The organism is Kordia sp., from assembly GCF_022447245.1.
In the GTDB taxonomy this organism is placed as follows: domain Bacteria; phylum Bacteroidota; class Bacteroidia; order Flavobacteriales; family Flavobacteriaceae; genus Kordia.
The window spans coordinates 22,815-49,414 of the sequence record NZ_JAKVBC010000018.1; the positions used below are offsets into that span (position 1 = coordinate 22,815).

Sequence of the window (26,600 nt, forward strand, 5' to 3'; positions counted from 1 at the left end):
TTATAATAGGTTATAATTCTCCTCTTCGTTTAACGAGTTCTTCTTTGATTTCAATAGCTCTTTCTTCATTTAAGCTGTAATCCCACATTACCCAAATGGCTAATCCTGCAGTAACTACTGGTAATACGATATCAGTAATTCGCATTCCTACCAAGGCTTCTGCTGTTTGTGTGGATGCTGTTGAATCGTATCCCAGTAAGCTTAAAATGATTCCTGAGAATACTAATGCTAGGCCTTGACCAACCTTAATCATCCACCAATAAATAGCTCCAAAGGTTCCTTCCTTTCGTGGCATTCCATTTTCTAATTCATCTAAATCACATACATCTGCCGTCATAGACATCATTAGTGTGAATAAACATCCCATACCAAAAGACATCAATGGAATTGGTAAGAACAGCATATATGGGTTTGTTGGATCGAAGCCCCACCATTTTAAAATATATCCTACCATTGAAATTGCTGTAGCGAGAATAAATGCTTTTCGTTTTCCATATTTATTTGCCATCATATTAATAATAGGAATAGCAATAAACGCTGTATAGGCAGCAGTTACTGCTGGAAATAATGCAACCCACCATTTGGAAGCAGCCCAATCACCATCAAACATATAGAAATTGATAATGAATACTCCAAATTCAGCTACAATTTGAAATCCATTGAAGACTAAAAAGGTTGCTAAACATAGCTTAACAAAAGGCTTATTTTTTAATACTAGTTTGATTCCATCAAAGATTTTCCCCAAACTATTCCATAGTGCTTTTGGCGTAATCTCTTCTCTTCCTTCCATTTTACTTGAGTCGATTCCTCTACAAAAAATTGAAGGTAAAAGCCCTAAAAGAATGATTACAAAACCAGAAATTAATGCGACAATTCGTACACCTTCAGGTATGGAATCAAAAAGGTCTTTATCTGGAATTAGCACATAGAGAAAAGGTACTAACATCCATGCTATTTGACCAATGATGTTTGCAAATCCCATTAATCTGGTACGTTCTTTGTAATCAGATGTCATTTCGTATCCGAGTGCAATTAAAGGTGTAGAGAATATAGTATTACCAAATATTAACAAGATTGAAAAGATGAGTAAGTACCAAAAGTTATATGATTCTGGATCTATATCATGTACTTGCCATAATACTGCAAAAATGACTCCTGAGAGAATAGCTCCAAGAAAAATATAAGGTCTTCGTCTTCCGTATCTCGAACTTGTATTATCAGATATATATCCCATTACAGGATCAGTAATTGCATCAAATAATCGAGGTATTCCAACGATTAAACCTGCTAGTACAGTATTCATTGCAAAACCTTCAGAAGATTTTAAGAACACTACAAATACACCTAGAATTCCAGGTATTAAGTTATTTATTAAGTGGCCTGCTCCAAAAGCTGCTTTTTGACCTAAAGGAACTCTATTTCTAGATGCTTTTTGTACTTTCGTCATAATAATTGGTTAAATTTAATTGGTAATCACGATGGTTTGAATCGCTTGTGGGTTAATTGATATGTTTGTTGATGTTTCACCTAGTTGAAGTGAAAAGTATTTTTCGGTTTTGCCTTCATTGAATACTACCACTGCAATGCTTCCATCTGGATTTTTTGCAGCAGTAACCATTAAGTCTTTGTCTGTATTTTGTGCATCAATGATTTTTGCACCTGGACGAATGTATTTGCTAAAATGCACCATGGTGTAATAAATTGGTGTCATGTATACTTCGTCAGCCTCTGGATCAACAATAATTGGTGCGATACACCAGTTTTTGAACCAGTTTGGTCCTCCTTGCCTGTCTAATACCATATTCCAATCTACCCAACCATCAACCCAGTTGTTTAAACATCCTATGATATCACGTGCATAACGATTGACAGGAGCATATTTTGGATGTAAGTATTTCTCTTCTTCTTTCGCCCATTTCCAGCCCCAATCAGTGGCTTCTTTTTTCCAATACCAAGCATCATCTTTCCATACAGGAACTTCGTCATCAATACAACCTTCAGTTTCTATAAGATATTTGTTTGGTGCTTTGTTGTGCGCGTATTGCAAATCCTCTGCGAATATTTCATAGGTACTTTCATACCAGTGAATAGCTGTTCCATCATAGTATTTAGAGGAGGCTTCGTCTTTGTACATAACATCTACCCATTCTTTGAGTCCAGCACGATTTTGATCGTATCCTAAGATGATTAAATCACCTTTTCCATCTTTTTCAAGTTTTGGTCCAAGGTGGTGTTGTACAAATTCGGTCATTTCTTCTGGAGTAAAGTGCATGCTTTCCCAGTTGTTTCCGTTTCCATGAGGTTCGTTTTCAACTGTAAATCCCCAAATGTCAATCCCTTCTGCTTTATATGCATCTGTATATTTAGAGAAGAATAATGCCCAAGTATCATAGTATTTTTTTAGTAGTTTTCCACCTACCCAATGGTTGTTGTCTTTCATCCAAGGTGCTGCAGACCAAGGAGACGCAAAGATCTTGAAACCATCTTGTGAAGCTGCCATTGCGTCTTTGATCATTGGTATGAGATCATCACGATCTTCTTCAATAGTGAAATGTTCCAAGTTTACATCATCTGCCACTGGCGTATATGAATAGTTTGTCAGCGAAAAATCACAAGAATTCATGTGTGTTCGCGTTAACGAATAGTTAGCTTCGTCTTTGTCAAAATAAGCCTTTATGATTAGGTCTCTATTTTCTTTACTAAGCTTGTTCAATAAGTATGCAGAAGACTCTGTGAAGGCTCCTCCAAACCCTGTAATTGTTTGGTATTGTTTTTTAGTATTTAATACAATCGAAGTCGTTTTAGCAACGGTATCTTTTGGTTCGTTGAATTTTGTAAGCTTCGTAAGTTTGTTTCCACTTTCGGAAGTCTCAAAAACAGTTACCTCAAGTTTTTTCAACACAGGCTTTTCTTCTTTTTCTTTGTAAGCTGAAATCATAATGAGTAGCATTAAAAGGCTATAAGTCTGTAATTTTTTCATGGTTAGTGATTTACAACAAGTTTTGCTTTTACAGGTGGTAATTGTACTTCTAGTAAAAGTGAGTCTTTGTTGCCGTTATAGGTTTTTACAATAATATTTCCATTTCTGGTTAAGCCTTTAAACACATCTTTATCGACAAGGTTCCAAAGTGCATATTTGGCTTTTCCATCAATGGTAAATAGTCCGAAATGATTTTCGGATCCTCTAGGATTACGTGCATCTTTCCATATTTCATCAAAGGCTTCAAAGTAGAAACATGACATTCCTGCTTTTTCAGTCCACTCACGCATGTGCTTGTAATAGATTGCTTCTTTATATTCGTCTGTTGCTTTACTTCCTGTATTTCCATAATGTCCATTAGAATAGGTAGCCCAACCTGTTTCACCAATGTGAATTGGCTTATTGACTCCTAAGCTTTTCATGTAATTGTGAACACTATCGTATTGAGAAATGGCATATTCTTTCGCTTTTTGCATAGCGAAGTCTATTTTTTCAAGACTTGAACGTTTTCCATCGTCTATAGTTCCCCAGAATACAGGATTGTAATGTGTATCGTGCATTGGATAGGTATGCATGGAAATAAAATCAACAGCTTTGATTAGTTTGCTTAGGTCTTCTACATGATAAATTGTATCTCCTCCACCCCAAGATGCAAAGTTGTCTGAACTTGTAATCCACAAGTCTTTATCTAGCTTTCCTTTTTTCTTAAGGTTTTGTAAATGATTTACCCATTTTAGAATTACGCCAGGTTGTACATAGTAACTCGCTGCCCATTTTACCATAGCTTCATTACCTACAGCAATAATTTTTATGATATCAGGATATTGATTCGCCAATGCGACGGCTCTTTCGATTTCTTCCTCGTTTTTTTCACTTTCCTGATTGTGATCGGGTGTTTGCCCTGTCCAGGCATATTTACAATCAATCCAAGCCCCTAACATGACATACATCTCAAATTTATTGTCTTCGTTTATCAGTTCCCTGATTGCTTTTAAAAGGTTAGCTGCTTGTGGTAGTTGTACATTATATGTACGTAAAACTCGGATTCCCATCGCATGGAGAATCTTCATATCATCTTTGAGCTCATCTATAGTGGGTTGTACATCACGTGTTTTGGTGCGGTATCCTCCATAAGAGATGGCTACATAGTCTTTATTTCCTAATATATCTTTAGCGGTCACTTGTTTCTGTATTGATGGTTCTGACGACGTTTTCTTTTTTGGCGTCTTTTCACAAGACACTATTAATAGCGTTATCATTATGAATTTAGATATGTGCTTTAATGTTCTCATGAGTGTCGAATATTTTTACTTTAAATGATCTTTTTTGATACGCACGTTTATTTGTATTACTTCTCCTACACGTTCAAATACTTTTTGACTCGTAGTTTTATTTAAACTTAAGTTGTTGAATTCTTCAACTGTTCCATCATTGAAATGAACTTCTAATGCGTATTCTTCAGCAACAGTGTAAACGATTGGTACTTGACAGTACGTAAAACATAGAGATCCTTTGGCAACAGTAAGTTCTTTTGCTTGTGAATTAATGTTTACATAGTTAAATATTTTGTCTTCCAACAAGAATTCATCTTTACGTAACATGCATGGATCAAAGTATAGTTTTCCTTCGCCTACAAACACACCTAGTTCCCCAAAACGACTTAGAATATCTTCTTTTACTTGTCCTGTCATTCCTGGTTGCTGTGCACCTTTTCCAGCTGGCGTATGTGAATACGGATCTGTTGGGAAAGCTCCATATAGTGATGGAGATTTGTGCACACCAATTCCTTCGTTTATTTCGTAGTAATGCTCTAATAATCTTCCAATAGTTTCAGCGCTTTCTTTGTCACGAATTGCTTTTAAACAACATTCTAATACTGCCAGTTGCAATTTAGATACCATGTGCCAATAGATAGAACCTAATCCTTCATATCCATAGAAAGTTCCTGAACGACCTGTAAAGGCTTTGTGGTTGAATACTTCTTCAAAGATTTCTAATACATAAGAAGCATCTTCTTGAGCAAGTTCTTGGTATGGTGTTTCGCTTAATTGCTCTAATGCCGCACTAAGGTCACCTGCATTTTTAAAGTTTCCATTAAAGTGATAATCGCCATTGATATCACGTGTGATTATGCTTCCATCATTATCATTTAATAATTTATTGAGAAGTGCTGATTTTACAACCGCTTCTTTTGGAATAGTGTTACGTTCTATAAATCCTTTGAGTTCTTTATTTGGATAGAGTAAGTAACTGTATTGATCTGGTCGAAATAGTTTACTTCCTTTTAACCCATCTAATACAGCTAATGCTTCTTTTGAAGAGATATATCCTGAACTTAATACGGCTACTTGTCCTTCTAGCATTTCATTGAGATATGAAATGGATACATTATCATTATCTTCAACCGTCATTAAGTTGTATGCATGATACAAATTGTCTTCACGCTTGTTAGCTTCAATAGCATGTTCTAAATATGCCAAACTGATTGTTACAAACGATAGGATTTCATCAATATTAATATTTGATTTACGACCTGAGAATGCTTTGTCATAGATTTGCTCTCTGAATACACTTCCTGCTTCTCCTAAACCATCTAAAACAGTTTTACGATCTTTATCACTGATTTTTCCTGTTAAGATGTGTTGGTTTTCAGTAAGTGTTACTGCTACTTTACGGAAGAAGTCTACCAATTCTTTAGAAACATCTACAGATTTGACATCTGCTTTATCAAAAACAGTTTCAAAGAATTTAAGGAAACGACGTAAGTAGCATAATGTTACCATAGATACTCCATTACCTACTAAGGCATTGTTAGCATCATTCCATTCTGGACGTTGTGTATTCATCCAAATTCCTCCTTCTGGAATAAAATTGGAGATTTTTGCCAGTGTTGTTGCCAGTATTTTTTCAATGAAGTTTACTTTGACAATGAATCTGTTTTCATCACGTAATAAAGCTCCATCTGCTCCTAATTCATCGCGTTGTTGGCGAATTTTATGGTCAGATGCTTCATCAAACTCAATAGTATCTTTTGGATTTTTTAATAAGTCCTGATATTGCTTTATTTTGTATGGAACGTTGGCATATACAAACAAATCTTTATCAAAAAAGCTTTCCAATCTTCCTGGTTTATGGCTTTCAATAATTTCTAAAAACTTTTGTAAGTATATGATTTGGTGATCGCCCCAATATCCAATGTACGACCAAGGATCATCTGGTTCTGCAACTTCCCAATCAAAACCATCTTTGGTAATACGATATGGGTTGTATCCATCAAAAGTAGTAGCATTCAAAAACTTGTGAATCATACTTTCTATAAATTCTGGATAGGAATGAGCTAAGGCTTCCCAGTTTTGGAAAATATCACGCCAGTTTCCTTCATAATCTAATATTTTAGAACCATCAACTTCGCTTCGTGTATTGATAGAGAATTTGTTCCAAGGACGACTTGGATCTCCATGACGACGGCTAAATTTCAATGGCATATATTCCAAACATAAACGTCTGAAATTTTTATCTGTACTATCGTATGCTATTTTTTGTATGTCAGCTAATGAGAATTCTTCTGGTAAAGCATCAATAATATCTTCTGAGGTTCTTGCTACTTTTTTATTGGCTTTTGCCAAATAGTTTTTGAAATCCCATTTTTCAATTTGATAATGGTTATCAAAAATCCCTCCTCGCATGATATTAAAAAGCGTATTTGAGAAATGACGCGTATCTCTGAATTTATCTGCTGTTAATTGCATACTATCAGAAGCAGCATTTAACGCTAATAAACGTTCTGTTCCTGCATTGATACTATTTTGAATTGTAGTAGCTAAATTGAGTTCGCTTTTGATACGGTATGAAAGTGCAGCAATATCATTATGATCTTGATTTACATTCGCAACTGTCATCCAATCTTTACTTTCAGAAGCTTGTAAGTATATCTCTGCATTGATGAAATACGCTCCTTTTTCTGCTTTTACATCAGTTTCTTGTTGAATTGGATGACGTTTGCGATATGCGTTTAGCTGTAACGATGACAGCAAGTATTGTGCATTTTCTATTCCTAATGACCAAACTACATTTGCTTTTAAAGCTTCACTTGGTTCAGCTTTGTCTACAATAATTGCGCTTAGTGCAAAGATTCCTAAACCAGTGCTTTCTTCAAGTTCAGTTCGTTTATAAGCGTCTACCAAGTTACTACTTGCGTTTTGTATATCTGAACCAACGCCATAAGGTAGCACGTTTTGAATTCCGTCTATTACATTGATTTGAACAGCTTCTTGCGAATTGTTTGTCAAATTAGATGTTTTTACAAACCCGAATTCATCGCTGGAATTCCATTGGTAACGAAACGTAAGTTCTAAATCGTGGTTAACTTCCTCGAATAGTACTTTGTTTCCGTAATTGTTTTTATACAGATTACGCGTTACATGGTACATTCCTTCAAAACGCTCTGAGAAAGGTTCCCATAAATGGTTTTTACTCTTTTTTGTGACTTGAAAAATCGATTTACTTCCAGTTATTTCAGCAGATTCTGTGATTTTATCATCTGTGTAATATGGAAATAATGAAAATTCAGCGTTTTTACGTCCAGCGGTTAATCCGCCATTACTAGAAATAAACATCCAGTGGTCAGAATCGCTTACGATACTCATAAAAAATGGTCGGATGGTATCGCTGTTAGAAATTTTGTAAAAACGTTCGTTGTTTATGTGTATTGTTTCTATTTGAGACATATTTGATAGAATATCTTGATCTAAGCTTGCTTCTTTAATCATTGTTGGTCATTATTTTCACTTCTCAGGGAAGTAGGAGAATTTTATAATTAGTTCGGATTTTTATTCTTGCGTGATTTCATCGAAAAAATATACATCACCATCACATGGCGTGTTTCTTTCGAAATAGATAATCATACTTTTAAAAGTTCCAGAGTTTACACCCGTAAAATCAAAACTAAGTTCTTGCCATTGTCCAACTTGTGTAATGGTTGCAATTCTTTCTTGAAAAGGATTTACATTAGGGAAAGGCATGAATTCTAGTCGTAGTGTAACATCAGTTACCTGATTTTCTGCTAGAACTTTCATCTTAAATGTTTTATTTGTGATTGTTGAGAAATCTAAGGAAGTTGCCAATTCAATACCTACTCCAGCCCACGTTTGGCAACCAACAGTTTTGTCATAAATTTGTACAAAACAACTGTTGTTTACGTTATCTAACACTGGATTAGGTACTATAGCACCTCCGATGCCTCCAAAAGCGTCAAAGCCTGTATCATCACTTAAAAAAGTCCAGTTTAAATCACCGTTTCCTGGATCAATATTTTCTTCGGTTTCTTCAACACAACCGTCAATAACAAATGTTTCCTCGAATCTACTAGATTCACCATTGTCATTGAATGCAGTTAAGACAACTGTATACATTCCGTTAGTATACTTTCTTACTGGATTTTCTAATACTGACGTTGTTCCATCACCTAAATCCCAAGAGTAAGAGGTAGCATTGCTAGAAACATTGAAAAAGGAAATTGTTTTTGATTCTATTTCTGCAATAAATTTAGCTTCTAAACCCAATAGTGTAACTCCACTTTCATTATCATCTTCACATGAAGTGAAGATTGTTAATGACAATACTACTAAAGAAAGTAGGCTTATTTTATATTTTAAAAATTTCATGTCTTCGTATTTTTTAGTTGTAAACTCTTATATAATCAACAAACATTCTTTGTGGGAAAGTGGTATTTTCATCTGGAGCACCTGGTAGATTTCCGCCTACAGCTACATTTAAAATGATGTAGAAAGAATTATCAAATACCCAAGTTCCTTGACCATTAGTTTCATCTGCAATGGTTTCTGGTGTAATGCTTTGGTATAATACATCATCTACGTAGTAATTGATGCGTCCTGGACTCCATTCGATACCGAAAACATGAAAGTCTGTATCAAACCTATCATTTGGAATTTCGTATTCTTTTGAAACGGATTGTGCTCCTGAAAAGTTAGGTCCATGTACACTTCCAAATACAACTGTAGGTTGGTTTCCTAAATATTCCATGATGTCAATTTCTCCACATGCTGGCCAAGGATTTACATCGCAATCTGATCCTAACAGCCAAAATGCAGGCCATAACCCTTTTCCTTGCGGTAAGCGAATTCTTGCCTCAAAACGTCCGTATTGTTGTTCAAATAATCCTTGTGTTTTGATTCTTGCAGAAGTATAACCTCCTGAAGCATTTTCTCTGGCTGTAATGACTAAAAGTCCATTGTCTACTACTACATTTTCAGAATTGTTCGTGTATACTTGCAATTCGTTGTTTCCCCATCCAGCAGGTAAACCTTGTTGTGTTCCGTCTCCTAAGTCATATGTCCATAAGCTTGGGTCAGGTGCACCATCTGTATCGAACTCATCAGACATTACCAAATTCGTTAGGGTAGCGACTGTTTGCGTTTCATCTGCTTCACAACCAGCAAAAACAACACTTGAAATGACTGTCAATGCTAGCAAACTATTTTTTATTATTTTTTTCATTGATAAAATTTTATGAATTCTTAATAGAAATAAATGTTGTCAACTAAGAATGAGGCTCCATTCGAAGAAACAAAAACAATGTAACCGATATTACCTAGGTTTGGATTACCTGCTCCACCACCACCTGTAGGTAATGTAAAGGCATTTAAAGGAATATCAATTCCAACCCATTCACCTGGCATTAGTTGACTGCTAACATTAAATCCTCCTGCTGATCCATCACCAAAACCATTGTCGGTATCATCTGGACCAAAATCAATTAATTCCATTACGAGCGCTGCTCCAGCACTACTTGTTAGTTGAATGTCTACGTGAACCATTGTTTCACCTGTTACATTCACTGTTCCATCCCATCCGATTCCTATAAAATCTATTCCTTCATAGCTTACATGACTGTTACCATCAAAAGTTTGTACTGAGATATTTTGCGTGTTAGAACCTGCAAAAACACCTGGATTAAATCCATTTACGCTTGTGTAAGCGTCGCTGTATATAGAAATAACATCTGCTTGTGCTTGTGTTGGGTCAGGAGCATTTACAAATGCCCCAGAAGAAGTGATTGCTAAAGATCCATTGGCTGCTTCGTTTCCGATACTAGCTGTAATGGTAGTCATACCAGCACCAATAACATTTACTTCTCCAACATTGCTGACTGTAGCAACTGTTGTATCTGATGAAGAAAATTCAAAATATGCTGTTGCTGCTTCTACCGCAATGTTTTGTCCATTTCCTAAATTGAAAGTAGCTCCTAAACCATCTATAACTTGTGTATATCCTGCAAAATTATCTATGGCAACATCCTGACCATTCAACATATAAGGGAATAATAAATCTATATTTCCTAAGTTTTCAAATCGTAATTCATCGATCCAAAAAGTGTAACCAATATTGTCAGTAAACGAACTTGCTAGCGCAGGATCGTCGTTTCCAAGAGGATCAAAAGATCCTGCTGAGAATAAGAACATACCTCTTTCCTGAACTAATTTAGAAGGATCAGGAATTGGGATTATGTACTTTTTCCAACCGCTTGATAATTCTATTACTGTTGAAACAGGATATGTATTTGTATCGAAGTCTGTACCAAAACCAACAGTTACGTTTCCTGTAAGTGTTCCTTTAGCCCAGAATGTTAATGCATCGTAACCTGATAAATCTCTACCTGCTCCACGATCTCTGAAGATTCCTCCGATGAAACCTCCATCAGGATCATTTGGACTTGGTACGTCTATTCGAATTGACGATGATCCTTCATAAGCTTCATTTTCATCAGTTCCAAAACCATTTGGATTTGCACCAACGGCAGGGTCAAATGATTCAAAAAATTCGTCTGTTAAGCTTACAGGAGCATCTGTGAATATATCCGCTGTTTTTGGGAATGTTGCCTCAATGGCTTCATCCGATATATCTCGTTCACAACTTGCGGTAAAGGCTATTGCTAAACCAGCAAGTAATGTGTTTTTTATGTATGTAAATCCTTTCATTTTTATAGCTTATTATTTTCCGATATTGATGTGTATATATGTTCTTATTTCCCACTCTGTACCATTATCAAATCCTACTGGACTTAATACTGGATCGTTAGAGAATTGACCTGAGGTGGTGTTTGGTAAGTATCTTGGAGAAAACTCATCTAAAGAACGCCAAGTTCCACGGATTCCAATTCTTGTACTAGGTAAAATGAACCAATCTGGTTTTCCTAGTGAAGTAGAGATATCTAACATTAATTGAGTTGGGTATGTTAAGTTGAAGTCTCTGTGGTAGTCAAATGGTCCCCAATCGTTAATTTTAACATGGGACTCTATTTTGATGTTGTTGTAAATCATTCGAACATCTCCACCAAATCTTTTAATAAGTCTGTCATTATCACCATTTGCTTGCGCATTTCCGTAGTAGAAGTTTCCTATGATTCCTAATTCAGGAGATACTTTTGATACCATACGAGAGTTTATTTCCCATAAGTCTTCCGCTGGAACAGTATTTGGGAATGCAAAGAAAGTTCGGTTTGCATTGAAACCGATATGTGCATCTTGTGTCGTTGGTAAGTGACGGAATACAAATCCTAAGTTTGCTGCAAATTTTGCGTCTTCTGCTCTATCATTGTTCCACTCATACATCCAAGTTCCTGGTGTTGGATCGTAAGTAATTAAGATTTCACCCGCTGTCATTTCTCGGTTTCCACCTCTTACAGCAAATGGATCATCAATTACATTACGTAATCTTCCAGGTGCTGGTACATCTGTAGGCATTGCATCTACTAATGGTTTTTGATACATAAAGTTTGGTGCAATTTGGAAATCTCCCATGGTATATGTAAAACCAGATAAGAAGTTTGACATGTTTCCACTACCAGAATCTCTTAATCTCCATCCTGTGAATGTTTGTGTTTGATCAGCTCCACCATTAGCTACTAATCCCATTACACTACCTTGTGCGTACCAATTAAATCGTCCGCCTTCATAGGTAATTTTTGCTTTTGCTCCCCAGTTATCGCTAGATTTAATTTTGTCTTCAACAACTGTGTAGTTTCCTGAATTTCCTCTTACATCCTGATATACACTTCCGTTTAATGGGTTTCCTGCCCAAATACCTCCAACAGCAATACCAACTTTACCAAAGTCTTTTTCTATTGCTACTGTAGCTCTTTCCATAGGCCATCCAGGAATCACACCACTTCGTACTTGATTGGCATCTAGTATACGGCGTCCAGTTTGATCAAATTCTAAGTCTGTATTAAAATCTCTATGATAAATACCTGTTACATCCCATCCTTTGATGTTTCTTGTATACTTGAATAACATTGTTGGGTTTGCTCCCCACCAAAGTTGTGGTCCGAATGCTGCTTTTGCTCCATTTAAAACTCCTTTACCGTCAATTTCAACACCTAAAATCTCACCTCCATAGATGTCTAAGTTAGGACCATAGTTTGCTTCTGGATATAATCCGAAGATATCTCCTTCGTATCCCCAGTGGTAATGTCCTGTACGATAAAATCCTCGCACATCTGCATTTTTAGTTTTCCATTCAAATTCTGCGTTGTATACACGTAGTCTATTAAAATCTGCAATTTCTACATCAATGTCATTTCCGCCATCAACGCCAACAATTGTAATTGGCCTACCGGCATTTTCATAGAAGATTTCATTTATTGGATTTTCAGCAACATTTCCTAGAATGTTGAAATTTATGTTTGCTCTCATGTTTGGAGCAGGATTTCCTTCAATTCCTACATAATATGATTGCATGTGGTCAAAACCTAATTGGTTTGGAAATGCATTTTCGTTAGTATCTTCATTTGTTGGTGTTGTAATTAAACTTCCGCCAGTATTGAAGGTTGTGAATTCAGCTCTTAATTGGCTTAAGCGTATTTTTTGGCTACTTCCACCTCCCATAGCTGCTTTGTCTCCTCTAGCTCTTAAGACTGCATCCATGATTTGGATGTTATCTATATGATTTGTAATGAAACTCTTTGACATTCCTTCTCCGTAAGGATCTAACTGATGTACTTCTTTTAGTGCGTAGTATGCTGCACGTGGATATAATGTGTATAGACCTCTTGCATTTGTTGGTCCTTTTGCACAGATTCCGAACCATTCTTCATTCATGTTGTTATCACCTTCTTTAGCTTGGTCTCTTGAGTATCCACCATTTGGCCAAGAAGCATTGTTATCATGAACATCTAAATTTTTTGTTTGAAGATATTTCCACCAACCGTCAGAGAATTGGAATGTAAATCCTCCTAATGAGTTTTGGGCACCTCCAACACCTGCTGCATTTGCATAAATTTCTTTCCAGTTTCCAACCATGTAATATGCTTGAGAATATTGATCTTCTTCATTGTCTCTAGCATTAAAAGCATCAGCTCCAAATTCTGCAAAAAGAATTGGCATATTTAACTCTTTGCTTACTCTTTGGAAAGCATCTCCAAACGAGATTCCTCGGTACATGTTTGTACCATATATATCAATATCTGTACATTCTTCCTTTACTAAGTCAGCATATAATAAGTCACCGTTACAGATGGCTACTGGATGCGATGTATCAATTTTCTTTACTTCTAAAGAAGCATCGTTAAAAGCCTTATATAATGCACGAGCCGCTTTTATTTTATTGGAATCAATTCCTTCGATTGGAATGGCTTCTGTTTCTGCTCCAGACCAAGATAAGTGATAGTTATTTTCGTTTCCTATCATATATAAGAGTAATCCAGGAGTATCTTTATAGGTATTAGCCATGTCAATAGCTTCTTGCATTAACACTTTTCTGGTCTCAGGATCTGCATAATCCGTTTTTGGAGTCCATGCACCATTTATGGTAAGTCCATACGCTCCAAAAGTGATGTTAAGCATTGTGTATATACCATAGTTTTCATATATATACTTAATCCACTTTGGTTTTAAGTTATAGGATCTAATCGCATTTACACCCATGTTCTTGAGCAGTGACATTTCAGCGTCAAGTGCAGACATGATAACATCGTCAGATCGATTCCATATTCCAGGATCGGTAATTGTAGAACCAATAGGCACATAATCCCAGTTCATACCGTTGATCATAAAATCTTTTCCGTTAACAACCAATTTCATTCCTTGATCCGTTTTCTTCACAGTAACATTGTCAACTTGAGAAAACATAGATGTTGTTAAAAAAATCAGTGCTAAGGTTAGAAAGGTTTTTTTCATCTGTTTGTTTTTAGTTTGTTAATTCAGCTCAGATGGAATTCGCTAGAGATCTTTAGTATGGTAGATCAGATCATTTCAGCTCATTACATTGTCTATTTAATTCTTGATTGGTTTATTCAGAGTAATACACTCATCCTGTTTTTGTTGTTATTAAAACTAGATATTATTATTACGAAATCTAAAATATGAACCACAACAAAAAACATACATCCTCAATAAAATTGTGTTAAAATTGCATTTTTATCAATTTAAACCCTGTGATTTTGCAGGATTGACAATGAATATGTTATTCATAATTTTTTAATATATAACTACATAAACACTGTGTTTTTACTGTATGTTGTGGTAATGTTGTAGTGCTTATATAGTCTTTTGTATATAGGTTTTATAGACTTTTTAACTGTTTTGTGCTGTTTTGGAGATATAAATCGAAATCGATGTCGTTTTGTGTAATTTGATTTTAAAAGCTATAAAAGTTATCCATTTTATGATTTTGGATCACAATTTTTAAATTCTTTCTTGCTCTGTTTGTTCTTTCCGAAATCGAAAAGAACAAACATATAAGCAAGCTTGGTTATTATAGCTGTATCCAAGTAAATTTCATTTTATTGATACACTCTTACATAATCAATTTCCATTGTATCCTGTGTGAATGATGGATCAATTTCTCCTCCTAAAGTTCCTCCCATAGCAACATTTAGTATTAAGAAGAAATCATCATTAAATGGTAGAGTTACATCGTTGTTTACTGTATGAAATACAAATCCGTCCACTAAGAAAGTAATTGTGGTATCTGTCCATTCTACAGTGTAGTTATGAAATTCTGAAGTAGACGTTGGCAATGATGTTGTCGCCGAATCTCCAGCACCTGGTGAAACTCCTGGATGATGTACTGTTCCTAAGATCGTATTTTTATCCTGTCCTTTTTGTTCCATGATATCTATTTCTCCACAGGTTGGCCATCCTACGGTATCAAAGTTTGCGCCAAGCATCCAAATAGCTGGCCAAGTTCCTTGCGAAGCAGGTAATTTGGCACGCACTTCTACCCTACCATAGGTAAATTCATATAGGTTTTCAGATTTTAAACGTGCTGATGTATAATTACCGCCGGCATCTTTGACAGCCGTAATTTTTAACATCCCATCTTCAATAATTACATTGCTGGCATCATTTGTATAGGTCTGCACTTCTTCATTTCCCCATCCGCCATCACCAAGGTCGTAAGTCCAGATGGAAGTATCTGGCGCACCGTCTGTATCAAAACTATCTTCCCAAACTAAGTTGTTATATTGTGTTTCAAAATTACTTGGTGGAGATGGCTCTGCTGAAGTTATGATAAACCACCAGTCAAATTCACCGTTTCCATCTGTTGTTCTTAATACTAATTCATTAGGTACAGAACGGTCAAAGATTTCATAATTATGTGATCCTCCCGTGTAATATCCGATAAAACCGTTTCCTGTAAGGTTTATAGTTTCAACTCCACTTGGTGCAATTAACACCCAACTTTCTTGAAAATCATCATAAGGTAAGTTTTCTACATCTGCACCGTTAATTTCTCCTCCTGAGCCTCCTAATTCATCTATCAAATTTACACGTCCAAATACAGTCCCTGAAATATCTGTTCCTCCTTCATCATTGGTATTATTGGTGATAAAAGTAAATGTCCCGTCTGAATTAAAAATGTATCTATCATCATACATTCCAACAGTCGCTTTTTCATCAGGTTGTGCTCCGTACCATTCTGTCGGCACAGTTCCTCCAACAGGACCTAAACCAAAGTGTCCTTGTTGTTCTGATTTGATTCTCCATGTTCTAGATCCATCTCCTACTAGTTTTTCAAGTAAGTCTGCTGGCGGTGCATAGGTAGCTAATACATCTACAGTTATTGTTGTTGTTGTAGAAATTCCTCCAGTTCCATACGCAATTACAGTTATAGTGTAGGTGTTTACTCCTAAGTTGGAAAATATAAACGACGCTGTACCTGTAGCCGCAGTTTGTTGATTAGATTCGTATATAAATCTATACGTAATGGCATCATCCGCAGTAGCGGTAAAGTTTACAACACCACTTCCATCTCCATTTGGATTGCTTGCATCTTGTCCCACAATGGATGCTGTGACTTGCAAGTTACTTGGTGTGATTAAATCTCCCACTACAGGATCATCATCTTGACAGCTAACCGTTAGCACTAAGATACCTAATAGTGATGAGAGTATGTATTTAAATTTTTTCATCTTTCTCTGTATTAATTTTTGATTAGCTTATATGTCCAGAATACACCACTTCCAGCTTCTATTTGTACCGAAATGGTGTTATCGTCAATAAATGTTACATTATATGTAATAGAGCTTGGTGCATCTCCAGGACTTGAAAGTTCTCCAGAATTGTTTGCTTTTGGAATTCCTAAGTATGCTCCAGTACCATTAAGTGTTACAGTTCCTGCGCCTTCATCATAGGTAAATGTGGCTGCTGTAGATCCGTCATGTGGTGCAATTGGTGCTCCACAAGCATCTCCACTTCCACTTTGCCAACCTTCAATCCATGTATCCATTCCCAAAACATTTGTAAATGAACCATCTGCTCCAAACACATATTCATCATCATAGAAACATGCTCTTTCAGCAACTTGCGCATCACTGATAGAGAACCATTCTCCCGAACCTGCTGAAGGTCCAACTGCTAACGATCCTGCTTCTGGAGCAACACTCCAAGAACCTGCTAATGGAGATGTTGGCACATCACCTTCTCTCACTAATTTGAATGTCCAGAATACACCGCTTCCAGCTTCTATTTGTACTGTCATGTTATTAATATCATCAAGCGTGACATTATATGTAATTGAGCTTGGTGCGTCTGCTGGGTTAGAAAGCTCTCCTGTGTTGGTTGCTTTTGGTAAAGCTATGTACGCTCCTGTTCCATTGATGGTTACTGTTCCTGCTCCTTCATCATAAGAATAGGTTGCTGCTGCAGATCCATCATGTGGTGCAATTGGCGCTCCACAAGCATCGCCACTTCCACTTTGCCAACCTTCAATCCACGTATCAGCTCCTAATACATTACTGAATGAACCATCAGTTCCAAATACATACGTATCATTATAGTAACAAGCTCTTTCAGCAACTTGTGCATCACTGATAGAGAACCATTCTCCAGATCCTGGCGATGGTCCAACCGCTAATGACCCTGCTACTGGTGCTACTTTCCAAGTTCCTGCAATTGTTGGTGCTGTACTTGCTTCTTTGTAGAAATAAATATTATCAATAAATACGGTTCCTGCTGCCCAAGGTGTTCCTACAAATTTTAATTGGAAGATTTCATCTACAGATAATCCTTGATCTACATATTCTGAAATTGGAATTTCTAATGTTGTCCAAGAATCTGCTGTAAGCGAACGCGTTACAGGCGCTTCAGAAGAACTCGCTGGATTATTGATGAGTGACACTTCTAAATCGGTTACTACGTCCGCTGTCCAAACATCTAAGTGTAAGTATTCCATTCCTGAAACATCAACACTTGTTCCATCTGCCAAGGCAATTCCTTGATAGCTTATATTAATGTATTGTAACATTTGATCTTCGTTTAACTCAAACATTGCCCAACTACTACCTTGACCTCCTTGACCCCAATCTGGGAAATAGTTTGTATCTGGTAGATCATTGTATGCACTGCTAAAAATAGAGATAACATCTCCATCTGCTCTTGCTGGTTGTGCTGGAGCCGAAGTTAATGGTTGTACAATGGCTGTTACTTCAAAATCTTCTGTATATGTAGTTGTTTCTATAGCTCCTCCCATAGCAATTACTGTAATTGTATAAGTTCCTGGATCGTCGTAGATGTGTGAGATCGTTTCTCCAATATTTGCAGACACAGGATCACTTCCATCTCCAAAATCAACTTGATTTGTCATGGCAAAATCTGCTGTAGCAGTTACATTTAACTGCTTAGAAACGCCTGGATCATTTTCAATAGTTACTACTAAGTTTTGTGGCGCTAAGAACGATACTACGATTTGCTGAGTTAAAGTAGTCGTTTTTCCATTTAAGCTTGTAGCTGTTAATATAACATCATAACTTCCTTCTGCATAGGTATGTTCTACATAGCTTCCTGGTGCTATTTCAGTAGCTACATCAGAGCCATCTCCATAGTCAAGACTGTAGCTGGCAACTCCTTCACCAAGCGGCGTGATTTTTACCAACCCAGTATTGTCTTGTGTAATTTCTGTTAATAAGGATAAGTTAGTAGGTGCACTTGCTGTGTCTACAAAATCCAAATTTTCGTCATCTTCACAACTGAATACAATCAGTGCGACTAGACATAAGCTGAATATATATTTTATTGTTTTCATCTTGTATGTTTTCTTTTTCTAGCGGTTAATATCCTGCATTTTGTGGCCAACGATTTCCTGCCAATTCAATTTCGATTCTTGGAATTGGAAATACTTCGTTTTTCCCTGATGTAAATCCTGGAATAGTGCTTGTTTGTCCTGTTCTAACTTGATCAAAGAAACGATGTCCTTCTCCCACTAGTTCTCTTCTTCTTTCTGCTAATACATTCTCTAGTGTTGCAGGTATTCTGTTATTGGTATTTCCAAAAGCTCTATCGCGAATAGCATCTAATAGGGTTTGTGGATTTGCAACTGGTGCTGGTGCCAATAAGTTCGCTTCAGCAGCCATTAGTAATACATCTGCATAGCGAATAGCTCTGTAGTTGTTACTACGGTTAATGTTTGCATCTTGAATTACATTGTCGTTTGCATACGGAATGTATTTTAGATTGAAGTATCCTGTGTGCTCAGAACCTAATGTGAATGTTACATCTGGTCGGGCTGCTACAAAGGCATCTATGTCTAATACAGTAGCTGTCAAGCGTGTATCACCTGCTTGATATAAGTCTACTACGTCTTGTACTGGTACGTTGAAGCTAAATCCTGATGCATACGGGCTAAAGTTTCCTCCTTGAAAACGAGGTCCCATAAACCCTACAGCAACATTTCCTTCTACACATTGGAAACACCCGAAACTTGCTCCTTCTTGCGTACCTGAATATTGAACTTCAAATACAGATTCTGAGTTGTTTTCGTTATTGTTTAAAAAGATGGTATTGAAATCTTGAACCAATTGGTATTGCCCAGAATTGATAATTTCATTGAAAGCTTCTGCCGCTAGTGTATATTTTTCTTGGTATAAGTATATTTTTCCAAGCAATGCCCATGCAGCGCCTTTGGTTGCTCTACCATTTTGTGTTTGCGTCCAAGGTAAATCTGGAATAGCATTCATTAAATCTACTTCCAAACGTGTATATACATCTGCTTTTGGCGTTCTGTCAATAGATTGTGTTTCGTCTATTGTGATTCTTCTGTCCGTATACAATGGTACATCTCCGAAGAATTTCACCAATTCAAAGTAAAAATATGATCGTAGAAATAAATTTTCAGCTAAGAGTTGATCTTTTCCGTCAAAATTTAAGTTATCTTGAAATTCTACGATATAGTTTGCTCTACTAATTCCAGCATACATCCATTGAAATACGTTTCGCAACGCACCATTGTCTGGTGTATGAATCATATCGTCTATTTGTTGCCAATCGAGTACGTCTGTTGGGTTTTCTCCTCCACAGAGACTGTTGTCAGAGGCAATTTCCCCTAAAATATTATTCAAATACGTGGTAGATAGTAAGTCATATACACCAATAAGTGCATCCTGATAATTATCGGGCGTATTGAAAAAGTTTTCTGAATTTTCTTGCCCTGGTGGCAAAATTTCTAAGTAATCATCACAAGATTGTATGCTCATAATGATCAGTAGCGTAGCTGCTATTTTTGTTATCTTATTATACATAGTGATGGATTTAGAATGATACATTAACTCCTGTTGTAAAGGTTCTTGCTAAAGGATATTGCCCTAAGTCAACTCCTGCCGAAAGCGGATCAGAGTTTGAGACATCTGGATTGTATCCTCGATATTTTGTGAACGTATGTAAATTGTTTACTCCGAAATAGATTCTAAATCGATCCAAGTGGATTTTCTCTAAGACTGATTCTGGCAAAGAGTAACCAACTTGAACGTTTTGTATACGTAAGTACGAACCGTCTTCTACGAAGAAGTCTGAGAACAAGCGATTGTTTGATGCGTTTGTAGAGGCTCTTGGAACAAAATTCGAAGTTCCTTCACCTGTCCAACGATCTAAGTATAAGGTTGGTTTGTTGCTATACGTTAGGAAACGCTCATAACTTCTGGCAATATCATTTCCGATAGAAGCATATAAAGACGTTCCAAAGTCAAATTGTTTGTAGTTTAAGTTTAAATTGAATCCCATTGTAAAATCTGGAATTGGATTTCCAATCATGCCTTGATCGTCTTGACTTCCAAATTCGATCACACCATCACCATCTAAATCTACGTAGCGAATGTCTCCTGGTTGTGCATCTGGTTGTACAGCATGTGCATCAATTTCTGCTTGGTTTTGAAAGATTCCGTCTGTTTGTAATCCCCAAAAGGCTCCAATTGGCAATCCTGATTGGAAACGTGAAGTTGTTTGCCCTAAACCAAATAATCCTCCTGGTAAAAATCCTGCTGCATTGTTTACTTCGATGGCTTTGTTATCTATACTTGTTAGGTTATATCCTACTTGAATGCTAAAGTCGTCTGTAAAATCGTGAGAGAAATTGATACTTAAATCCAATCCTTTGTTTTCTACGATTCCAGCATTTACTACAGGAGCCGAACTTCCTCCTGCACTTGTTCCTAATAAAGCAGATACTTCTGGTACTAATAATAAGTCTTCGGTACGCTTTTTATAATAATCAACACTGATGTCTAACTTTCGATCAAACAGACTCATGTCAAAACCTATATTGGTTTGTGTGGTAGTTTCCCATTGAAGTTTTGAATTTGATAAAGCTCCAATAGCATTTCCAAAGGATAGTACATCTCCGAAAGGATATGAAGCCTCTGCATTGGCTCCTTGTAAGAATCCTAACCAACGGAAACTACCAATTCGGTCATTTCCAGTGATTCCCCAACTTCCTCTTAGCTTTAAACTGTTGATAAGGTCAGATTTGAAGAAATCTTCTTGTGTAATTACCCAACCACCAGAAAGCGATGGAAAATATCCTACACGATTGTCTGGACCGAAACGTGTAGAGGCATCACGACGTAACATTGCTGAGAATAAGTATTTCCCTTGATAATCGTATTGTAATCTTCCAAATACGGAGTATACACGATCTTCTCCGATTCCTGTAGTAGCATTTAAGGTTTGTTGAATGTCTTGCGGGTCGCCATTTGGCGTATCATCATCATCAATAATAAATGATTGTGTGTTGCTTAAGTATGCATTGCTCCATGCATCTGGACCATTTACTAAAAACCCTGTTGCAAAAATTCCGTCGTATTGAAAACTTTGTAATGAAGTTCCTAATAATCCTGAAAAGTTATGATCTCCAAAAGATTTCTTATAGTTTACAAAGGTTTCCCATGTATAATCAAAGAAATTCTGCGTGTTTTCACTTACGGTACTGTATACATCTCTGTCTCCATCATCATTTCTATCTAATATAAATTGATTGTTGGCAACATTGACATTGTTTTGTACCTTGTTTGGTCCGTAATATTGTAACGGACTGTAAGAACGTGCGATTACATCTGCGTAATTAAAGTTAAAACGAGAAGTAATATCTAAATCTTCAATGATATCATACACCAACTCTAGTTTTCCTGTGAAGCGATTAGTTTTAGCTTCATTGAATGTATTGTTGATTACCGCAAAAGGGTTTATAATTTCAATTCCTTGTTCAGAACCGATATACGAGAATCCTCTAGAAGGACCAGTTCCGTCTGTGCCATCAAAAATTGGCGTTAATGGAGAAGCATTCGCTCCATAATATAATATAGAACCTCTTCCTCCTTCTGGAATTCCTCTTGTTTTTCTATTTGTGTATAATAATAAGGTGTTTAGTTTTAGTTTTTCTGAAAGATTGATGCTTAAGTTGTTCTTGAGCGTCCAACGTGTAAAGTTTGATTTATCACGAGCAATGATACCATCTTGTCCTAAATAACTACCACTTATTCCATACGAGATATTTTCGGATCCTCCAGCAGCACTTAAGCTGTGGCTGAATAATGGTGCTGAAGTAAATAGTTCATCTTGCCAATCGGTTCCTTCTCCAAGTGAAGAGATATCAGGAAAAGGCAATGCATTTCCATCAGCAATTTCAGTTTCATTTACATATACAGCATATTCTGCAGCGTTCATTAAATCTAAGGTATTCGAAGTCTCTTGAACAGTATAAAATGAATTGTATGAAAATTTTGTAGAAGAATCTCTACGCCCACTTTTTGTGGTAATCAAAATAACACCATTAGCAGCTTGTACTCCATAAATGGCTGAACTGGCATCTTTAATAACATCTAGTTGTTCAATATCGTTTGGATCAATAACACTTAAATCGTTTCCAACATTTACGCCATCTACAATAATAAGCGGATTGTTATTTCCATTTGAAGTAATACCACGAATACGAATGTTTAGTGCAGCACCTGGCGAACCAGAAGTTGCATTTACTTGAACTCCAGAAGAAGAGCCTTGTAATGCTTCTTCAACTCTAACGGGATTACGTTCTACGATTTTGTCGGCATCTACCGTAGTAAACGCTCCAGAGACGAGTTCTTTTCTTTGCGAACCATATCCAATTACAACGACAGATTCTAGTGCTTCTGCATCTTCTTTCATTAGTATGGTTAGTTCTTGGTTTGAGGTCACTACAACTTCTTGAGTTGCATATCCAACGGAAGAAAATACAATAGTACTTCCGTTCGGAACATTTTTTAGGCTGAAATTTCCATCGAAATCAGTAGAAGTTCCTTTTGAGGTGTTTTTGAGTAAAACGGTTACTCCTGGTAATGGCATTTGACTACCATCTTCCAAAACTTTCCCTTTTATCTCAAACTCTTGTCCATAACTCCATATAGAGCAGAGCATGAATACAAGGATGATTACATAACGGTTCATATAGTTGTTTTTTAATTATTGACAATTTATTCACAATTGTTAACGAATCCTTAAAAAACACCTATACAAAAAACATACATGAAAATATTTTGCGCTTTTATTTGACGAATTATCATTTTAACCCCTTTGTTTATGAGTTATTGACAATTATCAAATAATTTTTAAAAAGTGTCATTTTTTTCAAAAAAGAGAATACTACAACGTTTTTGTTGTGGTAATGTTGTGGTAATTTTTTAATATGTTGAGGTATTTTTAATGATGATGTAATCGTGTATTGGTTCAACTTTCAGTATTTCTCATTGTTTTCGTTAATTTTATTGAAGTTTATTAATTAAAAATCTTAAATCATGAAAAAATCAGTAAAGAAGTTAAGTTTAAACAAAAGATCAATTCTAAAATTGAATGAACTACCAGCAATTAATGGAGGATTAAAAGTTCCTCTTGAAGCTTCAGGTCATCAAGGATGTGGAGGTTTTACAACACAACCAGATTGTCCTCCTAGCATCGGCTGTTAATCATATTATCTCAATAAAACTTTTTTTTATAAGCTACAGAATAGAAATATGATGTAGCTTATTTTTTTGTGATTGCATATTGGAAGTTACAAATTTAAAAAGTAATCGTTCAGATTAATCTCACGAGCCAAACTGATCTTTTTCCGAAGACGATAACGTTTAATTTCCACACTTCGTACTGAAATGTTGAGGAGTGGAGCAATCTCTTTTGAGGATAAATTTAATCGTAAATAGGCGCACAATCGCAGATCGTTTGCTGTTAATTGTTGATGTAACTCTTTTACCTTTTTGAAGAAATCTTTATCTGCATGATTGAATGCTTCTTCAAAGAATTTCCAATCTTCTGCATTGTTGATGTTTTTATCGATCAAACGAATTACTGGTTTTACATTTTGCGTTTCTGTTTTTTGCTTTTGTAATTCTTGCTTGATACTGTTGAGCGTTTCATTCTTCTTAATCATGTTCATTGTCGCAATTGCCAATTCACGATTCTTAGATTCTATGTCATTCTTAAGTTGTGTATTTTTTAACTGAATGATCTCTTTCTGCGCTTCTAATTCTTTTAATGCTAGTTCACGTGTTTTCTTTTCCAATAAGCGTTCACGTTGTTTTCTGTAATATCGCTTGTAGAATCCATTAATAGTTGTAAACAATAAAATGGTCAAAATAAGATAGATTGCAATAGCTACATTTGATAAATACCAAGGACGATTGATTAGAAACGGATATACAGCTGTATTTGCCGTTATTTGATTGTTGATACGAGCTTTTACCTTAAACTTATAGCTTCCGTGCGGTAAGTTTTCAAAAGAAACATCGGATTTAGTGCTCCATTCGCTCCATTCATCATACAAACCTTCTAGTTGATATGAATATTCTGCAACTTCATATTTGTTGTACGCAGGAATACTATACATAAACGCTAAATAGTTTTCGTTTGCATTAAATTCTTGTTCTTCTTCTCTTTTTAATGCTATTTTGCGAATGTTACCTGCAAGCGAAGCATTGGTAACACTGTTTATTTTAATGGTATACTCTTTGTTATGAATTTCAGCTAAATCAATAGTAATATAACCGTTTGAAGTCCCTAAGAGATAGTTTTTCCCTGTAAGATGAGAAATGTTTTCATAACCTTTCATTTCGTTGCGTAACGATTGTGGAATGGCAATGCGTTGTACTTTAAAATCTCCGTTTAATTTTTCTTTAGTTACATAATTAATATAATTATTCGTAAACGCCCATAAATAACCGACATCATCCACCACTAACCTACCCGAAGTATAATCATCATTTTCAAAGATGGAACTCAGTATGGAATCTTTCTGAAAGTTGTGTGATACATCATCATATTTGAAAATTCCATTTTTGTTGGCTTGGTATATGTTATCATCAAATAATACCAAACTTGTATTGGCGCTTTTTTGAATGGTAGCATTCTTTGTGTATTCTGAGACTTCTTGAAGATTTTTATCTAGTGTTATTTCGTACACACCTTTGTATTCATGGTTCATCAAGATTTTGTTTGGCGTTACCCATTCAAAATGTTTGGATGAAATATCAAAGCCTTTGATTTTATAATTTAGTTTCCATATGTCATTCTCTTTATGTAGCACATACAATCCGTCATAATTTCCTTGAATGATTTGATCTTGTTTTCCTGGAACTGTTTTTATATCCCAAGTTCCTTGTACATTGGTAATTTTTTGTGATGTATTTCCTTTGATGAGAAAGGTTCCTGAATCATGTCCACAAAACAATTCGTTATCAATAATACGTAAACACCACACCTGCCCTTTTGTTCCGTTTATAAAACTAAAATCGTTATCACTTTCAGTATTTTTATAAAACAAGCCTTGATTTGTTCCTAGATATACACATCCGTTGTAAATGATAGAAGAATAAATAGTTCCAATGCGTCCAGTTTGATCGGCAAAGTACTTAAAAGGCTCTTTTGTGTTGATACAATTAATTCCATTATCCAAACCAGTCCATACATTGCCATCTATATCTTCAAATAAAGAAAGTGCGGTATTGTCACCTAAACCACTGGCTTGATCAATTCGATAGTGCAATGCTCCTTCGGCAGAAATATGATAAATTCCTTTAGCAATAGTACCTAGTATGTAACTTCCATCAGATAATTGAATGCTTGTGTATATACTTTTTTCATTGTATTGTTTTTGATATGGCAATTTCATCACTGTTAATCCTTCTTCATTATAGATAAACCAACCAGCATCACGCGTCACAATTACTTTTTGATTTCCTTTTGGGAATAATCCCACAATCCTGCTTTTTCGTAAAATAGCATTATCGCTGATCAGTTTTTTTTCACCATTTTCAATACTGTACAATCCTTCTTCAAGTACTTGAAAAAATAATTCATCTTGAATCTTATAAAGTTTCGTAATGATATTGTCTGAAATAATTACTTTTAATGAATTGTTTGTTGTATGGTAAATATAAATTCGATCCAATGATTGAAAAAGCACCCATTCATCTAGCGAAATAATTTGCCAAAACTGTTCGTCTTCTTCCATGTCAACGCTCAATTCATCTGTCAACGATGTATATTCTAAAATTCCAGCTGCATTTCGTTTCCAATACCCAAAATTCATATAACAACCTGTATACACACGGTCACCAATTACTTTTACCGAACGCATGATGGTTTCGTTGGGCGATTTATAGAGTTTCCACTGCGCTCCATTAAATTCTAACAAGCCTTTGTTATTGGCAACATACATACACGCGTCATCTGATTGCGAGATCATCCAGTTTTGGTTGTCCGCTTTGTATATTTTAGCTGTATAGTTGATAATTGGTGGCAATTCCTGTGCAAAGGAAAGACTAAAAAATAATACTAAGAATACATTTATTATGGTTCGCAAAAACTAT

The 26,600-nt window shown here is 35.9% G+C and carries 14 protein-coding genes; 1 reads left to right on the forward strand and 13 read right to left on the reverse strand.

The window, feature by feature from the left end; translation table 11 throughout:
* Window positions 1-10: 10 nt before the first annotated feature.
* The 12 genes from MK119_RS13345 to MK119_RS13400 form a co-directional block, all read right to left on the reverse strand.
* Entirely contained in the window at window positions 11-1,447 is a 1,437-nt protein-coding gene (locus MK119_RS13345) for an MFS transporter (protein WP_290679674.1), read from the reverse strand.
* Window positions 1,448-1,462: 15 nt separating this feature from the next.
* Window positions 1,463-2,950: a glycoside hydrolase family 30 protein gene (locus tag MK119_RS13350; protein ID WP_290679756.1), complete on the reverse strand. Its 1,488-nt coding sequence runs from the start codon at window positions 2,948-2,950 to the stop codon at window positions 1,463-1,465.
* Window positions 2,951-2,982: 32 nt separating this feature from the next.
* Window positions 2,983-4,272, reverse strand: a complete 1,290-nt coding sequence (locus MK119_RS13355) for a glycosyl hydrolase family 17 protein (RefSeq protein ID WP_290679676.1) — start codon at window positions 4,270-4,272, stop codon at window positions 2,983-2,985.
* A 15-nt stretch (window positions 4,273-4,287) separates the two neighbouring features.
* Window positions 4,288-7,749 (reverse strand): hypothetical protein, encoded by a 3,462-nt coding sequence (locus MK119_RS13360; protein WP_290679678.1) that lies wholly within the window; start codon window positions 7,747-7,749, stop codon window positions 4,288-4,290.
* Window positions 7,750-7,809: 60 nt separating this feature from the next.
* The gene (locus MK119_RS13365) at window positions 7,810-8,643 is read right to left on the reverse strand and encodes a PKD domain-containing protein (protein ID WP_290679680.1); all 834 of its coding nucleotides are present in this window, start codon (window positions 8,641-8,643) and stop codon (window positions 7,810-7,812) included.
* A gap of 13 nt (window positions 8,644-8,656) precedes the next feature.
* Complete coding sequence (locus MK119_RS13370; protein ID WP_290679682.1) at window positions 8,657-9,496, reverse strand: glycoside hydrolase family 16 protein; 840 nt, start codon at window positions 9,494-9,496, stop codon at window positions 8,657-8,659.
* Window positions 9,497-9,516: 20 nt separating this feature from the next.
* Window positions 9,517-10,977, reverse strand: coding sequence for a hypothetical protein (locus tag MK119_RS13375; protein WP_290679684.1), 1,461 nt, complete (start codon window positions 10,975-10,977; stop codon window positions 9,517-9,519).
* A gap of 12 nt (window positions 10,978-10,989) precedes the next feature.
* Window positions 10,990-14,175: a glycoside hydrolase family 2 TIM barrel-domain containing protein gene (locus tag MK119_RS13380; RefSeq protein WP_290679686.1), complete on the reverse strand. Its 3,186-nt coding sequence runs from the start codon at window positions 14,173-14,175 to the stop codon at window positions 10,990-10,992.
* Between the two features lie 605 nt (window positions 14,176-14,780).
* Window positions 14,781-16,412 carry a glycoside hydrolase family 16 protein gene (locus MK119_RS13385; RefSeq protein WP_290679688.1) on the reverse strand — a complete coding sequence of 544 codons (1,632 nt, stop codon included), beginning with the start codon at window positions 16,410-16,412 and terminating at the stop codon, window positions 14,781-14,783.
* Between the two features lie 11 nt (window positions 16,413-16,423).
* Entirely contained in the window at window positions 16,424-18,523 is a 2,100-nt protein-coding gene (locus MK119_RS13390; RefSeq protein WP_290679690.1) for a PKD domain-containing protein, read from the reverse strand.
* Between the two features lie 25 nt (window positions 18,524-18,548).
* A complete protein-coding gene (locus MK119_RS13395) occupies window positions 18,549-20,015 on the reverse strand; it encodes a RagB/SusD family nutrient uptake outer membrane protein (RefSeq protein WP_290679692.1) in 1,467 nt (488 codons plus the stop codon).
* Between the two features lie 10 nt (window positions 20,016-20,025).
* Window positions 20,026-23,187 (reverse strand): TonB-dependent receptor, encoded by a 3,162-nt coding sequence (locus tag MK119_RS13400; RefSeq protein ID WP_290679694.1) that lies wholly within the window; start codon window positions 23,185-23,187, stop codon window positions 20,026-20,028.
* A gap of 347 nt (window positions 23,188-23,534) precedes the next feature.
* On the opposite strand from MK119_RS13400, the gene MK119_RS13405 reads away from it, so the two are divergent.
* The gene (locus MK119_RS13405) at window positions 23,535-23,702 is read left to right on the forward strand and encodes a hypothetical protein (protein ID WP_290679696.1); all 168 of its coding nucleotides are present in this window, start codon (window positions 23,535-23,537) and stop codon (window positions 23,700-23,702) included.
* Between the two features lie 86 nt (window positions 23,703-23,788).
* Here the strand turns inward: MK119_RS13405 and MK119_RS13410 are convergent, their stop codons facing one another.
* On the reverse strand, window positions 23,789-26,593 hold the full coding sequence (locus MK119_RS13410; protein ID WP_290679697.1) for a triple tyrosine motif-containing protein: 2,805 nt from the start codon (window positions 26,591-26,593) through the stop codon (window positions 23,789-23,791).
* Between the last annotated feature and the right edge of the window lie 7 nt (window positions 26,594-26,600).

Excerpts from the sequence above, each read along its gene's own strand:
- MK119_RS13345 (WP_290679674.1), bottom strand. The coding sequence starts at position 1,447 with ATGACGAAAGTACAAAAAGCATCTAGAAATAGAGTTCCTTTAGGTCAA.
- MK119_RS13350 (WP_290679756.1), bottom strand. The coding sequence starts at position 2,950 with ATGCTACTCATTATGATTTCAGCTTACAAAGAAAAAGAAGAAAAGCCT.
- MK119_RS13355 (WP_290679676.1), bottom strand. The coding sequence starts at position 4,272 with ATGAGAACATTAAAGCACATATCTAAATTCATAATGATAACGCTATTA.
- MK119_RS13360 (WP_290679678.1), bottom strand. The coding sequence starts at position 7,749 with ATGATTAAAGAAGCAAGCTTAGATCAAGATATTCTATCAAATATGTCT.
- MK119_RS13365 (WP_290679680.1), bottom strand. The coding sequence starts at position 8,643 with ATGAAATTTTTAAAATATAAAATAAGCCTACTTTCTTTAGTAGTATTG.
- MK119_RS13370 (WP_290679682.1), bottom strand. The coding sequence starts at position 9,496 with ATGAAAAAAATAATAAAAAATAGTTTGCTAGCATTGACAGTCATTTCA.
- MK119_RS13375 (WP_290679684.1), bottom strand. The coding sequence starts at position 10,977 with ATGAAAGGATTTACATACATAAAAAACACATTACTTGCTGGTTTAGCA.
- MK119_RS13380 (WP_290679686.1), bottom strand. The coding sequence starts at position 14,175 with ATGAAAAAAACCTTTCTAACCTTAGCACTGATTTTTTTAACAACATCT.
- MK119_RS13385 (WP_290679688.1), bottom strand. The coding sequence starts at position 16,412 with ATGAAAAAATTTAAATACATACTCTCATCACTATTAGGTATCTTAGTG.
- MK119_RS13390 (WP_290679690.1), bottom strand. The coding sequence starts at position 18,523 with ATGAAAACAATAAAATATATATTCAGCTTATGTCTAGTCGCACTGATT.
- MK119_RS13395 (WP_290679692.1), bottom strand. The coding sequence starts at position 20,015 with ATGTATAATAAGATAACAAAAATAGCAGCTACGCTACTGATCATTATG.
- MK119_RS13400 (WP_290679694.1), bottom strand. The coding sequence starts at position 23,187 with ATGAACCGTTATGTAATCATCCTTGTATTCATGCTCTGCTCTATATGG.
- MK119_RS13405 (WP_290679696.1), top strand. The coding sequence starts at position 23,535 with ATGAAAAAATCAGTAAAGAAGTTAAGTTTAAACAAAAGATCAATTCTA.